The sequence below is a fragment of the Brevibacillus sp. FW306-2-1A-C05A genome (genome assembly GCF_058781555.1).
On the sequence record NZ_JBYSWV010000029.1, the window covers coordinates 1 to 16,947 of the forward strand.

13 protein-coding genes and 3 pseudogenes are annotated in these 16,947 nt (G+C 54.2%); 3 read left to right on the forward strand and 13 right to left on the reverse strand.

What is annotated here, in order from left to right; all coding sequences use genetic code 11:
- From AC3WJN_RS16840 to AC3WJN_RS16885, 10 genes and pseudogenes are all read right to left on the reverse strand, one after another.
- Positions 1-280: pseudogene (locus tag AC3WJN_RS16840) on the reverse strand (hypothetical protein); the annotation flags it as partial.
- A gap of 67 nt (positions 281-347) precedes the next feature.
- Positions 348-1,589, reverse strand: coding sequence for an MFS transporter (locus AC3WJN_RS16845; protein ID WP_007785933.1), 1,242 nt, complete (start codon positions 1,587-1,589; stop codon positions 348-350).
- A gap of 292 nt (positions 1,590-1,881) precedes the next feature.
- Positions 1,882-2,514, reverse strand: coding sequence for a YcnI family copper-binding membrane protein (locus AC3WJN_RS16850; protein ID WP_007785931.1), 633 nt, complete (start codon positions 2,512-2,514; stop codon positions 1,882-1,884).
- Positions 2,515-2,528: 14 nt separating this feature from the next.
- The gene (locus AC3WJN_RS16855; protein WP_007785929.1) at positions 2,529-3,821 is read right to left on the reverse strand and encodes a copper resistance CopC/CopD family protein; all 1,293 of its coding nucleotides are present in this window, start codon (positions 3,819-3,821) and stop codon (positions 2,529-2,531) included.
- A gap of 185 nt (positions 3,822-4,006) precedes the next feature.
- On the reverse strand, positions 4,007-4,834 hold the full coding sequence (locus AC3WJN_RS16860) for an alpha/beta fold hydrolase (protein WP_007785927.1): 828 nt from the start codon (positions 4,832-4,834) through the stop codon (positions 4,007-4,009).
- 155 nt (positions 4,835-4,989) lie between these two features.
- Positions 4,990-6,042, reverse strand: coding sequence for an ABC transporter substrate-binding protein (locus tag AC3WJN_RS16865; protein ID WP_005831550.1), 1,053 nt, complete (start codon positions 6,040-6,042; stop codon positions 4,990-4,992).
- 48 nt (positions 6,043-6,090) lie between these two features.
- Complete coding sequence (locus AC3WJN_RS16870) at positions 6,091-6,888, reverse strand: ABC transporter permease (protein ID WP_007785925.1); 798 nt, start codon at positions 6,886-6,888, stop codon at positions 6,091-6,093.
- The gene (locus tag AC3WJN_RS16875) at positions 6,885-7,688 is read right to left on the reverse strand and encodes an ABC transporter permease (RefSeq protein WP_051998943.1); all 804 of its coding nucleotides are present in this window, start codon (positions 7,686-7,688) and stop codon (positions 6,885-6,887) included. Before AC3WJN_RS16875 ends, AC3WJN_RS16870 begins: the two co-directional genes overlap by 4 nt.
- A gap of 44 nt (positions 7,689-7,732) precedes the next feature.
- Positions 7,733-8,719: an ABC transporter ATP-binding protein gene (locus AC3WJN_RS16880; RefSeq protein ID WP_005831545.1), complete on the reverse strand. Its 987-nt coding sequence runs from the start codon at positions 8,717-8,719 to the stop codon at positions 7,733-7,735.
- 200 nt (positions 8,720-8,919) lie between these two features.
- Positions 8,920-9,865: pseudogene (locus AC3WJN_RS16885) on the reverse strand (DMT family transporter).
- A gap of 68 nt (positions 9,866-9,933) precedes the next feature.
- Between AC3WJN_RS16885 and AC3WJN_RS16890 the strand changes: the two are divergent.
- A pseudogene (locus AC3WJN_RS16890) lies at positions 9,934-10,794 on the forward strand (aminotransferase-like domain-containing protein); the annotation flags it as partial.
- Between the two features lie 216 nt (positions 10,795-11,010).
- A complete protein-coding gene (locus AC3WJN_RS16895) occupies positions 11,011-11,610 on the forward strand; it encodes a YqaA family protein (protein ID WP_007785911.1) in 600 nt (199 codons plus the stop codon).
- A 441-nt stretch (positions 11,611-12,051) separates the two neighbouring features.
- Here AC3WJN_RS16895 and AC3WJN_RS16900 read toward each other — a convergent pair whose 3' ends face one another.
- Complete coding sequence (locus AC3WJN_RS16900; RefSeq protein ID WP_007785909.1) at positions 12,052-14,190, reverse strand: ATP-dependent Clp protease ATP-binding subunit; 2,139 nt, start codon at positions 14,188-14,190, stop codon at positions 12,052-12,054.
- A gap of 265 nt (positions 14,191-14,455) precedes the next feature.
- Between AC3WJN_RS16900 and AC3WJN_RS16905 the strand changes: the two genes are divergently transcribed.
- Positions 14,456-15,007, forward strand: a complete 552-nt coding sequence (locus AC3WJN_RS16905; protein ID WP_005831534.1) for a PadR family transcriptional regulator — start codon at positions 14,456-14,458, stop codon at positions 15,005-15,007.
- Between the two features lie 95 nt (positions 15,008-15,102).
- On the opposite strand, the gene rbsK is transcribed toward AC3WJN_RS16905, so the two are convergent.
- Both rbsK and AC3WJN_RS16915 read right to left on the reverse strand, forming a co-directional pair.
- The gene (gene rbsK / locus AC3WJN_RS16910) at positions 15,103-16,005 is read right to left on the reverse strand and encodes a ribokinase (protein WP_026557806.1); all 903 of its coding nucleotides are present in this window, start codon (positions 16,003-16,005) and stop codon (positions 15,103-15,105) included.
- Between the two features lie 144 nt (positions 16,006-16,149).
- Positions 16,150-16,812: an immunity protein Imm33 domain-containing protein gene (locus AC3WJN_RS16915; RefSeq protein ID WP_007785902.1), complete on the reverse strand. Its 663-nt coding sequence runs from the start codon at positions 16,810-16,812 to the stop codon at positions 16,150-16,152.
- Positions 16,813-16,947 lie beyond the last annotated feature (135 nt).

Below are 16,947 nucleotides of genomic sequence, written 5' to 3' on the forward strand. Positions count from 1 at the left end.
ATTCGTGGTACTCCGTATTTGACCTCACTCTCATCCCGCCCCTAAAGGGGGTGCTATCGCACCGTAGCGGGCTTTCTTGTTCGGAAAATCTGTAATGTTCAATGAGATTCGTCTTTGCAAAAAATGCTACCCAGCCACCGAATCCTAAATCAAAACTTTTTTTGCACGCAATGGCAAAAAGATGAGGGCCAACACCAACAAACTCTTTTTTTGCGCTACCTATGTTCCATAGGGCGCTTTCTGCCACATATACATCTACCCACAGTTCGTTTGGCTCCAAGGATATTAAACCTTGAACCGTAAGCTTATATACATCGCGCGAACTACTCTGAAACTCTTTGCGCCAGTTAACGCCTGCGCAGCACCCGCCCGAACACCGCCAGGATTGGCAGCAGTAGCAGCGCCGCCGTCAGCAAGGATGCGCGGATCGACAGGCGGTTTCCGATCCAGCCGACTGCTGGTCCTCCTGCCGTCTGTCCAAACGCGTTGGACTGGCTCATCATCGACAGGACGGTCGCCCGCACGCTGCTTTCGATGTTCAGGTTCAGCCACGTGTCGTACAGCGGGTTGATAAGTGACTCGATGGCTCCGATCAGCAGCAAGGCGGCCAGCGCCCAGCCAAAATCAGGAGCCATGGCGAAGGAGATCAACGCCGCAATTTTCAGCGCGGTCAAAACGAACATGCCGACAATGACGACACGCCCGTTGTTGACATCCAGCCACTTCTCGGCAAAGCTGACCGCGAACAGCCCGAGCAGGCTCGACAGGGCGGCAATGATGCCGAACCACATCGCCATCGAAATGCCCGCAAGCTGCGGGAAGCCAATCTCGGAAATCAAGTGCGCTTCCCGCAGGCGGTCGTATCCCTCGGAAGCTGCGCCCGTAAACAGCGTCACAAGCAAAATCAACAGCAAGATCGGCTGCCTGCGAATGACGTGTGCGCCAGACAGCCACGTCTGGGCCATTTCCCGCCAGTGGGAAGCGCCTCGCTCGCGCTCCCTGGGCGTAAAGCCCGTCTCCTGCATGAACAGGATCAAAAACACGCCAAGCCCCAAATAGATCAAGCCCCCGACCAGATAGGGCAAGTTTGGAGCCAGCGTGGACAGCCAAACGCTCAGCCCGATTCCGAGCATATTCGCCAGCAAAGAGTAGCGCTTCGCCCGCATGAAGATGCTCCCGAGCTTTTCTTCCCCCACCTCGTCCGCAATCCAGGCCGTATCGGCCCCGCTGACGAACGTGTCTCCCACGCCGAAAAACACTTGGGCAACCAACACCCACATAAACGCGGAGACAAACGGCAAAACACCATCAATGGCAGGCAAAATACCTTGCAGAACAAAAGCCGTCCCCAGCAAAAACATCCCGATAATGACAGACAGACGGCGGCTGTACGTATCCGCCACCACGCCCGTCACGCCCTCGAACAAGAGCACGGACAGCTCCAGCACCATGCCGACCAGCAAAAGCTCAAACGGATTCAGTCCCAGCGCCGCAATGTAGTAGAGCGCGTAGGTCGTAAACATCGTCGCGTTGGCGAGCGACGTCGCAAATCGTTTCGTCATATATACATGCGTTGCATTCATAACCATGGAAACAGTCTCCACCTCTTTGGGCAGATGACACGTTCCGTCTTTCCAGCCGTGATGCCGCTAGATTACTGCTCGTTATCGCGGAGAAAATCCGCACGTGCCACACTGCCACTCGTATTGTTTTCCTACTCTTGTGTTCGCTTGCGCCAATTTGATTGTGATTGACATTATTTAACACCTCCGAAAGTAATTAGCCTTCATTATAAAGTGATTCCGGAAAAATAGGTAGAGAAAAAATGAAAAATGCCGTGCAGCATATCGACTAGCTGCACGGCATTTCCGCCGTTTGGTTTTACGCTTTTTTTCTAAACAGGCTCACAATGGAGAGCAGAAGCGCCAGTCCGGAGAGCACCAGTGGCAATGTGTTGCTGCCGCCTGCACTTGCCGCCGCCTGATCTTGGGCTGGGCTTGCCGCCGGTGCAGCAGCGTCGTGCCCGTGATCGTGTCCGGCTTCCCCAACGCCCGCTTTCACTGTAGTCACGGACGCAGGCGTCTTGGAATCCTTGTCTCCGGTCCACTCCACTACTTCGCCATCCGCGTAAGTCTGATACGCTTTCCATGCGAGTGCACCTTCCTCTTTCGGGTTCGCGCCCACGAAAGCGAACTCCATGAACTCATGCGCCTTGATGCCGCCGTCTGTCGCGGTCCAGACGAGTGCTGTGTTCACGCCGTCCTTGTCTTTTTCAAACTCGTAGCTCCAGCCCGGAACTGGCTGTACGGTGTTCACTTTCACTCCAGCCGGAAATTCCAGCCTCACTTTTACTGTGTTGACGTCCTTTTCCACAGGTACGCGAACGGTATATTTTTCATAAGAGCCGGTAGTGGTTTCTTTCGGATAGACGTTGACGTGCGCTTGCGCCGCAGTCGCGAGCGTCAAAACTGCTCCTGCCACCAATACACTGCTCAGCCATTTTTTCATCTTCATGCAAAAAAACCCTCCTAGTTTGTCGCCGTTTGTTTTGCGGCTTGTGTGTTTGTCGTATCATTCATGTCAGTCGGATAGTTGGTCTGGCTCATCCAAAGCCCTGCCAGCACAGCGACGATACCGAAAATGATTTCCCAGCGCAGCCATTTCATGCGCAGACTGCCGTTCGCCCGCCAGCGCTTCGTTTGCCGATAGGCGAGCGCGAGCATGATGCAGACGCTGACGATTTTGGCGTAGAGCAAATAGCTCCAGGCAAGCGAGCTTTGCCAAATGAGCGCCACATCGGTCTGCACGATCAGCATGAGCACTCCCGTCACGACGGCAAGTACGGCCGCCGCGGCAACCAGGCGCAAGAAGAAGGCCTTGAACGGCGCATTGCCCCGCTCTGTTTCTTTTGCCACCAGCAGCAGGTAGACGAGCGCGCCAAGCCATAGCGCCACTGTCAGGACGTGCAACAGCCGCAGCACGATCGACAGCCAGACAGGAGCAATCCCCCAGGCATGGCCGCCAAAAGCTTGCGCGCCAATCAGCAGTACCCAAATTCCCGCGTACCAGCCAGATACCATGTTCGGAATAGCCAATAGCAGCAGGAGCAGAAAGGAGACGATCAGCATGACGGCAAACGGAGACTGCGCGAGCAAATGGCTGTCAAACCGCCACAGGGCTTGCGTCAAGGTAACGGCCGTCAACGATTCGTCGTACAAAAACCAGAGAAAAACAAGTCCCACGAGCGCAAGCGCCCAGCCGATCTGCCTGCCAATCCCGATCAGCGCCCGAAGCGTCGGCAAACCGTAGCGCTGTCCTCGATCGGCAATCAGATACAAACCGCCGCCGAGCAAAATAATCCCTTGCGCAAGGTAACGATAGACGATCAAATAATTCGTATCCGTCTGCTTTGCCCCGGGCGGCACCACGACCGCGCTTTTTTGCCCGATGGAAAAGGTCAGGCGCTCCTCAACCGGATGGCCGTCTTCGGATACGACCGCCACGATCACCGAGTACGTCCCTTCCGCCAAATCCGCCGGCAACTGCGCATTCACCTGCGAAGCATCTCCCGGCTGCAAGGTCGGTCGCTGCATTTGTATTTCCTTGCCGTCCCAGTCAAACAGGCGTACGGTGACGAGATCCGGCTCCAGCGTCTCGGTAAAGCGCATGGAAATTTGTCCCGGATTCGCCTGCAGCACCTCGCCGTCTTTCGGAGTGCTGCCCATCATGCCTGCATGGGCATAGGCCGAATTGGTTCCAATCGCAAGCACAAGAAAAAAGGCCAGCGAAAGCACGGTCCATAGTCGCTTCATGCTGTGCATCAGCCAATCACCTACTTCCTTCGCCTTTTCGTCACTAATCCTATCAAAATCGTCTGTGAATCTGTATGGCTACATCGGGCTATCTGCTGTGACGATTTTTTGAAGCAGCCGAATATACCAGCAAAAAAAGACACCTACGAGTAGTTTTTCCCGCGTGGTGTCTTCTTTTGCTGCACGTCTATGCATTACTCGTCGCTTTGCTGCTTGAGGAAGCGCAGAATGAGCTCGTTTACCACTTCTGGCTGGTCCATCGGCGGGATGTGGGCCGAATCTGTCAAAATGACCTTTTCAGCCCGCTCGATCCGCTCAGCCAGCTCGTCAGCGATTTGCAAAAAGTCGATGTAATCGCGTGCTCCCGCAATGACCAGCGTGGGGGCCTTGATTTCCTCCAGACGCTCTTTTGGAGGGGGAGTGAGTCCCACGAGTCCTTCTCCAAAAGCAGGCAAAGAAAAGGCGTTTCGACTCATGCTTGCAAACAGCTCACGCGCTTTTGCCCGCTTGGTATTCGCCGCACAGCCAGGTCCGTCAAACCACATCCGGGTATTCTGCTCCAGCGCTTCCTCTGTCTTTTTGGCTTCCAACAGTTGATGAAACTGTTCCATATCCCGCAATCTCTGCTCGCTTCTCGAATGGCCAAACAGCCCCGACGAGATCAAAACCAGACTTTTCACCATTTGCGGGTACACAAGCGCAAACTCCTGGGCTACCATTCCCCCAAAGGAAAGACCCGCCACGTGTGCTTTTTCGATGCCCAATCCCGCCAATACAGCACGTACATCATCGTATAGCGTAAAAGGCAAATTCGTCGCAGGTGTTTTGCCAAAGCCGCGGAGGTCAAAACGAATCACCTTGTACGATTCCGCCAAAGCCGCTACCTGCTCATCCCACATCCTGTTGTCCAGATTGAACCCGTGAATCAACAGAAGCGGCTCGCCTTCCCCAGCCATTTCGTAGTAAAACCGCGTTCCATTCGCTTCCAGAAAGCCTGAATCGACTGCTTGTCCAGTTTCCATATTTTTCACCTCTCCTTCCGTATACTATCTCATCTCTGCTTCTTGTTTGTCCAACCAACGCTGCACAAGCAGAGCTTTCGCAAGCAACCGCTTGCTGCTTTACAGTAGAAACAAAAAAACCGAGACGGGATTTCTCCCAGCCTCGGTCTTCGTTGTTACCTGCCGCTCTTCATCTCTGTCCAGTAGCGGTCGTATTCTTGCAGCGTATCGCCGACGTCGACCAGCCACTCGGCGCGGTCGATGTCCGCTTTGTCCAGGAAGATCATCTTGTTGGAACGGTATTCTTCGCTGTGCAGCGGGTATGCTTGCTCGTTCGGGTTGCTGTAGCCGATGGATTCGTAGTTTTTCACGCTGACCTCAGGGTCCATCAGGTAGTTGATGAACTTCTCGGCCAAGTCTTTGTGCTTGGCTCCTTTTGGAATCGCCAGCGTGTCCGCCCAGATCGTTGCGCCCTCTTTTGGAATGACGTACTCCACATCCGGGTTTTGGCCGTTGATGATCGCAGCGTCGCCAGACCAGACCGTACCGATCCACGCTTCCTCCGCGATCATTTTTTGCTTGATGTTGTCCGTATCAAAAGCCATGACGCCCGGCAACATTTTTTTCAGGTCCGCGAACGATTTTTCCAACTCGTCCTTGTTTGTTGTGCTGTTGGAAAAGCCGTTTTTAATCAAAGCCATCCCCATGACTTCACGCGGGTCGTTCAGCATGATGACGCGGCCTTTGTACGCTTCGTTCCACAGATCGCTCCAGCTTGTCGGGGTTTCTTTGACGTACTTCTTGTTATAGGCAATCCCGGTAATGCCCCACGTGTAGACGAGCGAGTACTTGTTCTCCTTGTCAAAAGGAGGCGTCTTGAACGTGGACACGATGTTTTTCATGTTCGGGATGTTCTCTTTGTTCAGCTCTTCCAACAGGCCAAGCTGAATCATGGTCGCGACCATGTAATCGGACGGCTGGATCAGGTCGTAGCCCGAGGCGCCCGCCTGGATTTTCGCCAGCATTTCCTCGTTGCTGCCGTAGATGTCGTAGTTGACCTTGACGTTGTACTTCTGCTCAAAATCTTTAATGACGTCGAGGTCGAAGTTGTCGGCCCAGGAGTAGATGTTCAATACTTGCTGTTCTTGCTCGGACGATGAGCAGCCGACTGCTGTCACCGCGAGGACGGCGGTCAGGGCGCCGATCATCATGGACTTGAAACGTTTCATTTTTTCTTCTCAACCTCCAAATCGGTATGGGATGTTTTTTTCGGTCGACTAAAAATGAATCTGACCGTTTTTGGAATCCTTGCGGCGGAACAGCTCGGCGATGATGACCAAAAGCACTGTGCTTACGATCAGCAGCGTCGAAAGCGCATTGACTTCCGGCGACACGCCTCGCTTCACCAAACCGTAAATGTATAGCGGCAAGGTGGTCGAATTCGGACCAGCCACGAAGAACGAAATAATGAAATCATCCAGCGATAGCGTAAACGACATTAAAAAGCCGGCGACGATCCCAGGCATAATCAAGGGCAGCGTCACATGGCGCAGCGTCTCCCACGGGGTCGCGCCCAAATCTTGTGCGGCCTCCTCCAGCTCCTTGCCCATATCGGCGAGGCGGGCGGAGATGATGACCATCACGTACGGCATGGAAAACGTCACGTGCGCCATAATCAGGGTCCATTTGCCAAGCTCGATGTGCGCTTGGCTGAACAAAACCAATAGGGCCAGTCCCATCATGATCTCGGGAATGACGATCGGCAAGTAAATCAGCCCGTTGACGATGTTGCGCCAGCGCAAGGAATAATGCTTGATCGCAAGCGATGCGGCCGTGCCGAGAACAGTCGCCAGCACGCTGCTGATGACGCCGATCGACAGGCTGTTCATCAAGGCCTGCATCACCTGTCGGTTGTCAAACAACGATACATACCACTTCCAGGTGAATCCGTTCCACGTCGCATTGATGCGCGAATCGTTGAACGAGTAGAGCACGAGAATGGCAATCGGCAAGTACAAAAAGACGAGCATCAGCCAGGAGTAGCCGGTCAGCGTATGTCTGCGCCATGTTTTCATGCTGCTCCCTCCTTCGCTTCGCCCGCTTTGACCGCGCGGAAGTAGAGAAGAATGAGAAGCATCGACAGAAGCATCAGCACGATGGACAGCGCCGAGCCAAACGGCCAGTCACGCGCCGAGAGAAACTGGTTCTGGATGACGTTTCCGATCAGGGCTGACTTCGCTCCGCCCATCACATCCGGGACGACGAACATCCCGATGGAGGAGACGAACACGAGAATTGATCCGGTGACGACGCCTGTTTTGGTCATCGGCAACGTCACTTGCCAGAACGCTTTCCACGGAGTCGCCCCGAGGTCGTAAGCGGCTTCCAGCTTGCGGCGGTCCATCTGCTCCAGCGACACGTAAATCGGCAGCACCATGAACGGCAAAAGCGTGTACACCATGCCGAGCAGCACCGAGCCGGAATTGTACAACAGCGGCAACGGTTCCGTGATAAGCCCCAGCGACTGCAAAATCGTATTGACGACGCCTTGCGAGCGCAGGATGATGACCCAGGCGTAGGACCGGACGAGGAAGTTGATCCAGAACGGAATCATCACCAAGAGCAGCCAAATTTGCTGCGAAGACTTTTCCAGCCGGGAGATGTAGTACGCGAGCGGATAGCCGCAGACGATCGACAAAAACGTCGTCAGGATGGCGACCACCAGCGTGTCCGCGAAAATTTGCCCGTACAAAGGGTCCAGGATGCGAATGTAATTGTTCAGCGTAAACTCATAGACAACTTGCCCGTATGTGCCTCTTTTTAAAAACGATAACAGCGCAATCAGGAGCATGGGCAGGACGAAAAGCACACCCATCCACAAAAGGGCGGGTGCCGCGAGCAGTTTTACCGGCTTTTTGTTCAACAAGTCAGGATCACCTCGTCCGTCTGCGCCCAACCAAGAGCTACCCGATCTCCCACCTTCCAGTCCAGACCGTCGCCCGCATACTGATGCGCCATTACCGTCATGTCCTGGCTGTCCAGGCGGATAAACACTTTGCGCAGGTTGCCGAGGAATACCGCGTCGGTAATCGTCCCCTGCTTCTTGTGCTTCTCAGGCTCCGTATGCGGCTGATACAGCTTGATCTTTTCCGGACGGACCGCTGTGTTCGTGCCGTTTTCGCGGAAAATGTTGTTCTCGCCGATAAACGTAGCGACAAACAGCGTTTGCGGATGGTTGTAAATCTCTGCCGGGGAAGCAATCTGCTCGATCCGTCCCTTGTTCATGACCGCGATCCGGTCTGACATCGCCATCGCTTCTTCCTGGTCATGGGTGACGTAGATGAACGTGATCCCGAGGTTTTTTTGCAGGTTTTTCAGCTCCAACTGCAAGCTTTTGCGCAACTGGTAGTCCAAGGCGCCAAGTGGCTCGTCCAACAACAGGACGCGCGGATTGTTGATAATCGCCCGGGCGATCGCTACCCGCTGCTGCTGTCCGCCAGAGAGCTGCTTCGGCGTGCGCTTTCTCAGCTCGGTCAGTTGCACGTACTGCAACACTTCCTCCAGGCGCTTCTTTTGCTCACTGGCACTTACCTTTTTCATTTTCAATCCGAACAAAATGTTTTGCTCGACAGTCATGTGCGGAAACAAGGCGTATTGCTGGAACACCATGTTCATGTCCCGTTGGTAAGGAGGCACATGGGTGAGCGGCTTCTCGTCGAGAAAAATCTCCCCGGAGGTCGGCTCCTCAAATCCAGCAATCATCCGCAAAAGCGTCGTCTTGCCACAGCCGCTCGGGCCGAGCAACGTCAAAAACTCCCCTTCTTCAATGGAGAGAGAAAAAGAGGGGACGACGATGGAACCGTGAAAGCTTTTTTCAATTGAATCCAGATGAATAATCGTTTTCATTCTGTCATCTCACCATATGTCATTATACTCATAGCAATCTAGGTAACTATATCGTGTTAGCTGGTTTTTGTAAACAGTTTCACCCGCATTGGCCCCTGATTTTTTTTGCAGATCGTCCTCCAGACAAAACCGAACAAAAACAAGACATAGCAGCACCAATGTTCTCTGCTCCGTCGCCTGTTCGGACTGCCCGCTGCCCGCTACAGCGAAGGCGATTTTGGCGTGCGCCCAACCTGTGCTGCGCGCTGTTTGTTCCCTAGGAAATTGGTCCCGACTACGCCCAAAATAATCATGAGAGCGCCGAGCAGGTGGTAGTAGGCGAGCTGTTCTTGCAGGAAAAGCGCGCCAGCCGCAATCGTCACGATCGTAGACAGGTTGTTGAATACACTCATTTTTGACGCTTCCATTTTCGAGAGGGCAAAATTCGTCATGAACGACGTCACCAACGAAGACAGCACCCCCAAGTACAAGATTGCGATGACGAACGGCGAATGGCTGAACGGCACGAAAAAGGCGGACAGCGTTCCTTCCGAGCCGTGCCGGATCAAAGCCAGCGCATTAAATGACACAAAACCGATAACCGAAACCATATACGTTACGTCTATATAATGGAAGGCTTTTGTCATCTTCTTGGCGAGCACGCTATACCCGGCCAGCGAAAGAGCCGACAGCAGGATCAAAACCGTCCCGATGCTGTCGCCCATCCCCACCCCCGCTCCTTTCATCGCGAAAATGAACACGACGCCCGCGACAGACAGGAGCGTGGACAGCTTTTGCAGCCAGGTCGACGTCTCTTTCAGAAACAAGGCGGCCATTATCATCGTGAAGATCGGCACTGTCGCCGTAATAATGCCCGCCTCCGACGATGTCGTGTAGACCAGCCCGAACGTCTGCAGCCCGAAAAAAGAGCGCCGGATAGAGCAAGGCAAGCGGCAGAATGGACAACATATCCCGCGGCTTGATCGACAGCCGAATCCAGCCGCACACAAGCGGAATCGAAGCTGCGACAAGCGCCACCGTAAAGCGGTGCGCCATCGTATCAAGCGGACTTGCTGCCGTGAGCGCCATTTTGACGAAAAGAAAAGACAGGCCGACGATCAGGGCATTCAGCAGGGCAGCCAGTATCGCTTTTGGTTGATCTTTCAAACAAATCTCTCCTCAATCGTTGCATATGCAACTGTTCTTCTTGCTTTCATAGTAATGTGGCGCCAATCGTGCTACAATGCAAAAAAAGCCGATCTGTACCGATACACAATCTCGCAAGCCTCGCCTACCAGGACGGAGACAAGCTGCCCTCCATCCGCGAGCTGTCTGCCCGGTATCAATGCAGCAAAAGCACTGTCATTTCGGCTTTGAACGAACTGGAAAAGCGTCACCTCATCTACTCGGTAGACCGCAGCGGCTTTTACGTCGTGAAATAAGAGCGGGAAGCCGAGCAAAAGGATACAGACATCATCGACTTTGCCACCTCTGCCCCTGATCCGGACGTGTTTCCCTATCTCGACTTCCAGCACTGTATCAATAAAGCGATTGAGACGTACCGCAACGATCTGTTTCTGTACGGCACTCCCAAAGGCTTGCCGACGCTGATCCCCGTGATCGCCAGGCACCTCGCGAACCATCAGGTGTTTGCCAAGCCTGCGAACATGTTCATCACGGCAGGCGTTCAGCAGGCGCTGTCCATCTTGTGTACGATCCCGTTTCCGAACGGCCGGGAAACCGTGCTGATCGAGCAGCCAAGCTACCACCTGTTTATCGAATATGTGCAGTTACACAAGCTTCCGGTAAAAGGCATCCGGCGAACGGCGCAAGGGATTGATCTGGACGAGTTGGAACGACTGTTTCGTACAGAAAAGATCAAATTTTTTTACACGATGCCGCGCTTCCACAGCCCGCTCGGAACGACGTACAGCCGCAAAGAAAAACAGCGGATTGCCGAGCTGGCGCAGCAATACGACGTCTACATCGTGGAAGACGACCATATGGCGGATCTGGAGCACGACAGCAAGGCAGACCCGCTGTTCGCCTACGACCGCTTCGGCCGCACGATTTATTTGAAAAGCTATTCCAAGATTCCCAGAGAAAATATATTGAAGCTAGACGTATCCAACGTCAAGGAAGAAGCGGTTGAAAAAGGAATCAATCAGTTGATGGCGGTATTGCATGCGATGCGGTTATAATGAAGAAAGGTAAAAATCCGGCGCGAGCTTGATTGGCGGTTCGCAACATGACTCTACCCATTTTTTCCGCCGCAGCAGGCGGATTTTGAGAGATGGACAAAGGAGAATGAAATGGTTCAGAACGTTTTAGATTTTTTGATGGAATACGGCATTTGGGGAGTCGTCATCCATTCTTTTGCAGACGCCATCATCTTCCCCGTTCCCGTGTTCTTTCTGCAGGTTTCATTAAGCCTGATCGATCCATCCTCGGCTTTATGGATTGCTACGGCAGGATATATCGCCTGTCTGCTTGGAACACCAGTCGGTTACTATCTCGGCAAACTCTTGGGTCACTCTGTCCTGTACAAACTGCTCAAAAAAGAATGGATTGACTCGGCGACGGAGATGTTTCAAAAACGGGGCGAAGTCGCCATTTTTGTCGGCTCGTTTACGCCGATCCCGTTCAAAGTGTTTACGATCTTGTCCGGCTGTCTGAACTACCCGCTCTGGAAGCTGATTGGCTACGCGGCCATCGGAAGGGCTGTCAAATTTTACGTCGTCGGCTTCCTGTTTTATTATTATGGGCGGATGGCGGAAAACATGGTCGGTCATGTCTCCTTGTACGTGTTTTTGCTGATGATCCCGATTTTGTTGATAGGACTCCTGGTGCGAAAAATTCGGGCAAAAAGACAACTGCTGCATACGGTGAACAAGCAAGCGGGAAATGACTGAATCGTCCTCAAGCAAAAAAGAACCCCCCCGGCAAAAGAGGCCACTGAAAAAGTCTTTACTTATAAAGAAGGTACAGTCCCCTCATTTTTGAGGCGGCTGTACCTTTTTCTATGTATACTTAAAGCATCACGGCGAAAGGGTTGAAGCCCCATGTTCCAGCCACAGATCTCATTTGCGTTTAGTCCCTACACCGCACTCTATGACCTTGTTGTCCCTAAAGATAACATGTTGCGCCAAATCAATGAACTTGTGGATTTCTCCTTTATATATGACGAATAAAAGGGAAATGCAGTAACAAAAAAGCGACACCTGCCAGGAAAAACGGAACAGGTGTCGCTTATTTTTTTACAAAAATCTCAAGTCACCGGCAAAACCTAAGTTCTTCAGTGGCCTCGGCAAAAGGGGTTCTTCTCGGTTCGGGACCTGCCGTCTGGCGGGTCTTTATGCTTTTTTCACGCGAATGCGGTCTTCCTCGACATCGACTACGATCGAGCGCACATCCGCTTCCTCCATCACCAGGTCGGCGATGCCGTCCTCTACGTACTGCGAAATGACACGGCGCAGCGGACGCGCCCCGAATGCGGGGTTGTAGCCCAGCTCTGCCAGCTTTTCCTTGGCGGCGTCTGTAACGGCAAGCTCCATGCCTTGCTCTTTCAGATTTGCCATGACATCTTGCAGCAGCAGCTCGACGATTTTGACCAGATCGTGTTTTTCCAGATGAGCGAAAGAAATGATCGAGTCGAAGCGGTTCAAAAATTCCGGCTTGAAGTACGCGCCCAGCGAGTCGAGCACGGTGCCAGGCTTAGGCGACTCTGCTCCGAAGCCGACGGAGATTTTGCGCTCGGTCACACCCGCGTTGCTCGTCGCGATAATGACGGTTTCCTTGAAGTTCACGGTGCGGCCCTGGCTGTCTGTCAAGCGGCCGTCCTCCAAAATTTGCAGGAACATGTGCATGACGTCAGGGTGTGCCTTTTCAATCTCATCGAGCAAAATGATGCTGTACGGGTTGCGGCGCACGCGCTCGGTCAACTGCCCTGCTTCCTCGTGGCCCACATACCCTGGTGGCGAACCGATCAGCTTGGAGACGGAATGCTTCTCCATGTACTCGCTCATGTCGAGACGGATCATCGAATCGCGCGTACCGAACAGCTCCTCGGCGAGCGCCTTGGACAGCTCGGTTTTCCCTACGCCAGTCGGCCCGACGAACAGGAAAGAGGCAATCGGTCTGTTTTTCGGCTTCAGTCCGGCGCGGCTGCGGCGAATCGCCTTGGCGACCTGTTTGACGGCTTCGGACTGGCCGATCACTTTGGCTTCGAGATGCGCCGCCAAATTTTTCATCCGCTCTTGCTCGTCGCTTTGCAGCTTGCGGACCGGAATGCCTGTCTTTTGCTCGATCATCTCCTGAATGTCTGCCACTTCGACCTGCACGCGATTGGCCGCTCCATCCAGTTGATCGAGCTTGGCGAGAATTTCTGCTTCCTCGTCGCGCAGGCGGGCTGCTTGCTCGTAGTTTTCTTGCTCGGTCGCGGCTTTTTTCTCCTGGTTGATTTGCGCCAGCCGCTCATGCAGGTGGGCGGTGTCTGCCCCGGACGAACGCAGGTTCAGGCGCGAGCCCGCTTCATCCATCAGGTCAATCGCCTTGTCAGGCAGGAAACGGTCCTGAATGTAGCGGTGCGAGTATTCCACGCAAGCCCGGATCACGTCGTCGGAGTAGGAGACTTGGTGGAACGCCTCGTACTTCGGACGCAGCCCTTGCAAAATTTCGATGGCGGCTTCCACTGTTGGCTCTTTGACCATCACTGGCTGCAGGCGGCGCTCCAGCGCAGCGTCTTTTTCGATGATGCGGTACTCTTTCAATGTGGTAGCCCCGATCAACTGCAGCTCGCCGCGCGCCAGGGCAGGCTTGAGGATGTTGCCTGCGTCCATGGAGCCTTCCGCAGAGCCAGCGCCTACCAGCAGGTGAATTTCATCGACGAACAAAATGACGTTTTTACGCGCTTGCAGCTCGGCGATGACTTGCTTCATCTTTTCCTCGAACTGCCCGCGAATCCCTGTGCCCGCTACCAGCGAAGCGACGTCCAGCACGTACACCTGCTTGTTTTTCAGCTTGGCAGGCACTTGCCCTTCGGTAATGCGCAGCGCCAGTCCTTCCGCAATCGCCGTCTTCCCTACCCCTGGCTCCCCGATCAGAACCGGGTTGTTTTTGTTGCGGCGGTTCAAAATCTCGATGACGCGCTCGATTTCCTGGTCGCGTCCGATCACCGGATCGATCAGCCCGGCGCGCGCCGCATCGTTCAAATTGCGGCCCAGTTCGTCGAGAATGCCGCCGCGGTCCGGTGCTTGCGGCTCTTGCGCTTTAGGCTTGCCGCCCTTCGCTTGCGCCTGGGCGAAGCCTTGCAGGAACTCGTCCAGAGCGGAGAAGGAGGAAAACGGAGTGAAGCCCATGCCCATGCCGATTCCCATTTTGCTGCCCAGCTTGGCGTGGCATTCCTTGCAAAGCTGGTAGGCTTGCCGGTTGTTTTGCACTTGTATATGAACGGAAACAGTTGCTTGTCGTTGTTTGCAGATTTCGCATTGCATGTTTTCATACCCCCAAAATGTTTATTTTGGAATGTTGACGTGCACGTTTTGATTCCCGGAAGGTTCAGTGTCGTTTGACCTTCTCTGACCTTCGATGACTTTATTATAGTTTGACCTTCTTTGACTTTCAAGAGGGTTTCTTTGGATTTTGCACATAAGCTTGGGAAAAGCTAAGCAGGACGCAGGTTCGCTATTGCCTCGCCGCCTCGCCGAAAAACCCTTCCTATAATGATCTTGAGATTCGTAAAAGTCAGGGGGCTTTCACTTGAACACACTCGCGTATGGACTCCTGGGGCTGGTCGCCCGCACGCCCAGTTCTGGCTACGATTTGATGCTCCAGCTTCAACCATTTTGGCAGGCCAAGCACAGCCAGATTTACCCGCTGCTGGCCAAGCTGGAACAGGAGGGCTACCTGGAGTTCACTCGCATCCACCAGACGGATCGTCCTGATAAAAAAGTGTATTCGATTACAGAAAAAGGGCAGATCGCGCTGCAAGTCTGGCTCAGTGAGCCGGCAGCAGAGCCTGTCGTCCGGGACGAGCTGGTCCTGAAAACGTACTGCCTCGGGCTCGCTGATGAAAATGCCGCTGCGACGATGTTTGTCGAGCGCATCCAGCAATGCCGCGAGCATCTGGACATGTACGAGCACTACATTCAGGAGTACCAGGCTGATGCTGTCGACCATCCCCACCCGCCCGACCACCCGGACCATCCGGCGTTTGGCGAGTACATTTTGCTCTCGTGGGGAGCGCGGCGGATGAAAGAAGACATCGCCTGGTGCGAATGGGTTCTGGAGCTGTTGCAAAAGCGCGGATAACGAACAAGGAAAAGCAAAAAGCAAACGAGCCTTTGGAACTGTTCGCTCCAAAAACCGTTTGCTTTTTCGTTTGGTCTGCATGAATTGTGGTTTCCTTAAAACGCGTGCGCCTCTACTTCCGCAAGCGTCGGGAGGGACGGCTGCGCCCCGCGTCTGGTCACGACGATCGCCGCCACTCTGCTGGCGAATGCCGCCGCTTCTGCTTCCGGCATCCCTTTGGCGATCCCGACGGCAAAAGCCGCGGTAAACGAATCGCCAGCCGCCGTCGTGTCCACAGGCTCTACCCGGCAAGCAGGGACGTGCGTCGCCCCGTCTGGGGTCACCAGCAGAGCGCCTTTTTCGCCCAGCGTCACGATAACCCGCTTGGGCCCGCTTGCCAAGAGCTTTTTCGCCGCCGCCTCGACTTCTGAAAGCGTAGCAGTCGGCATGCCGCTCAAGCTCGCAAGCTCTGTCTCGTTTGGCGTCAACGTGTGGACGTACTGCAGCAGCTCAGGTGACAGCGCCTGCGCCGGAGCCGGATTCAAAATAACCAGCTTGCCGAGTCCGGACCCCTTTTTCACGACGTACTCCACTACGGGAAGCGGAATTTCCAGTTGCAGCAGCACGACGTCGCTCTCCACAAGAATGGACAGGTTCTGCTCGATGTGCTCCACGCTCATTTGCGCATTGGCTCCCGGGACGAGCACAATGTTGTTTTCCCCGTCATCGCTCACATTGATAAAAGCCATGCCCGTCGTCCCCGAGCGTTTGATTCCTTCCACGTGAACGCGCGCCTCTGTCAAGCTGTTCAGCATCTTGCTCCCGTTCTCGTCTTCGCCCACCATCCCGATCATGGAAACGTGTGCGCCGAGACGCGCGGCGGCCACTGCCTGATTGGCCCCTTTGCCGCCTGGAATCAGCCGGAAGTCATGACTGGAAATCGTTTCTCCTGCCTTGGGCAGATGGTGGACGTGGGAGACGAGATCCATATTGATGCTTCCTACTACTGCGATTTTCACAACGTGCTACCTCCCCTGTCTCTTCGTGCTCGCTTTTTCCCCACCCATGATAACATCACCATTTGCTGGCTTCAATAAAGACCGCCAGTAGCCCATTTACGCGCTGGTGCGTCGTTGCAAACGTTGTCGGTATCCTGGCCGCTTCTAGTGCAGCGTCGGCCACACGTTTTCGTCATGTTCGTCCAGCACCGCCTCAATCTGGTCACCCTTGAGCACGGCGATGTAGCCGCACGGCAGCGCCAACGCCTGCAAAAGAGAGGGACGGCGTTTTAGCAGTTGGAAAATGTAGTACGATTCCAGCCCGTCGCTGTCCACCTCGCCCTGTACAGGCCCGAGATACCAGCCGGAGTCGCCTGCTTCTGCTTGTTCGGCGCGCTGCAAATAGACGTGCTCCTCTTCTAGCGCCCCTTTTGCCACCACGATCTTGTCCTGGAACAGCGCGGTTTCTCCTGCGAGCTGCAACGTTTGCAGACAGTGGTTTTGCGCCATCTGGACGTAGAGGGACACGGACAAGTCGCGGTTTGTTTCTGTAAACGGATTCGTGTCGTAGTCCGGTGCGACAATTTCCATTTGTCCTTCGTGTCCCTCTCGTTCATTGACAATTAAAATTGTCCAGCCTACTTGAATTTTCGCGCCGTTTCGCAGCGGCCCGCTCTCGTTTTCCACATCCGCAAACAGATCGAGCAAAAAATCGGCCTGCTTTGCCAGAAACTCCCGGCAGGTCACGACGAAGGTTCTGTTGCCGATCTGTTTGGTGCGTTGACAGAGGGGCGACTGCTCTTTGATCGGGGAGTCGCTATGGCTCATCGGTACCATCCTTTCTCATTCGCCCGCTTGGGCCGACAAAATCGTTGCTGGAGCGGAATTGGTTGACTCGTTGGCAATAGGGTACCACGAATGCCCAGGCAGCGCAGCCTTTTCCCCCTGGGACCAAAGCAGGAA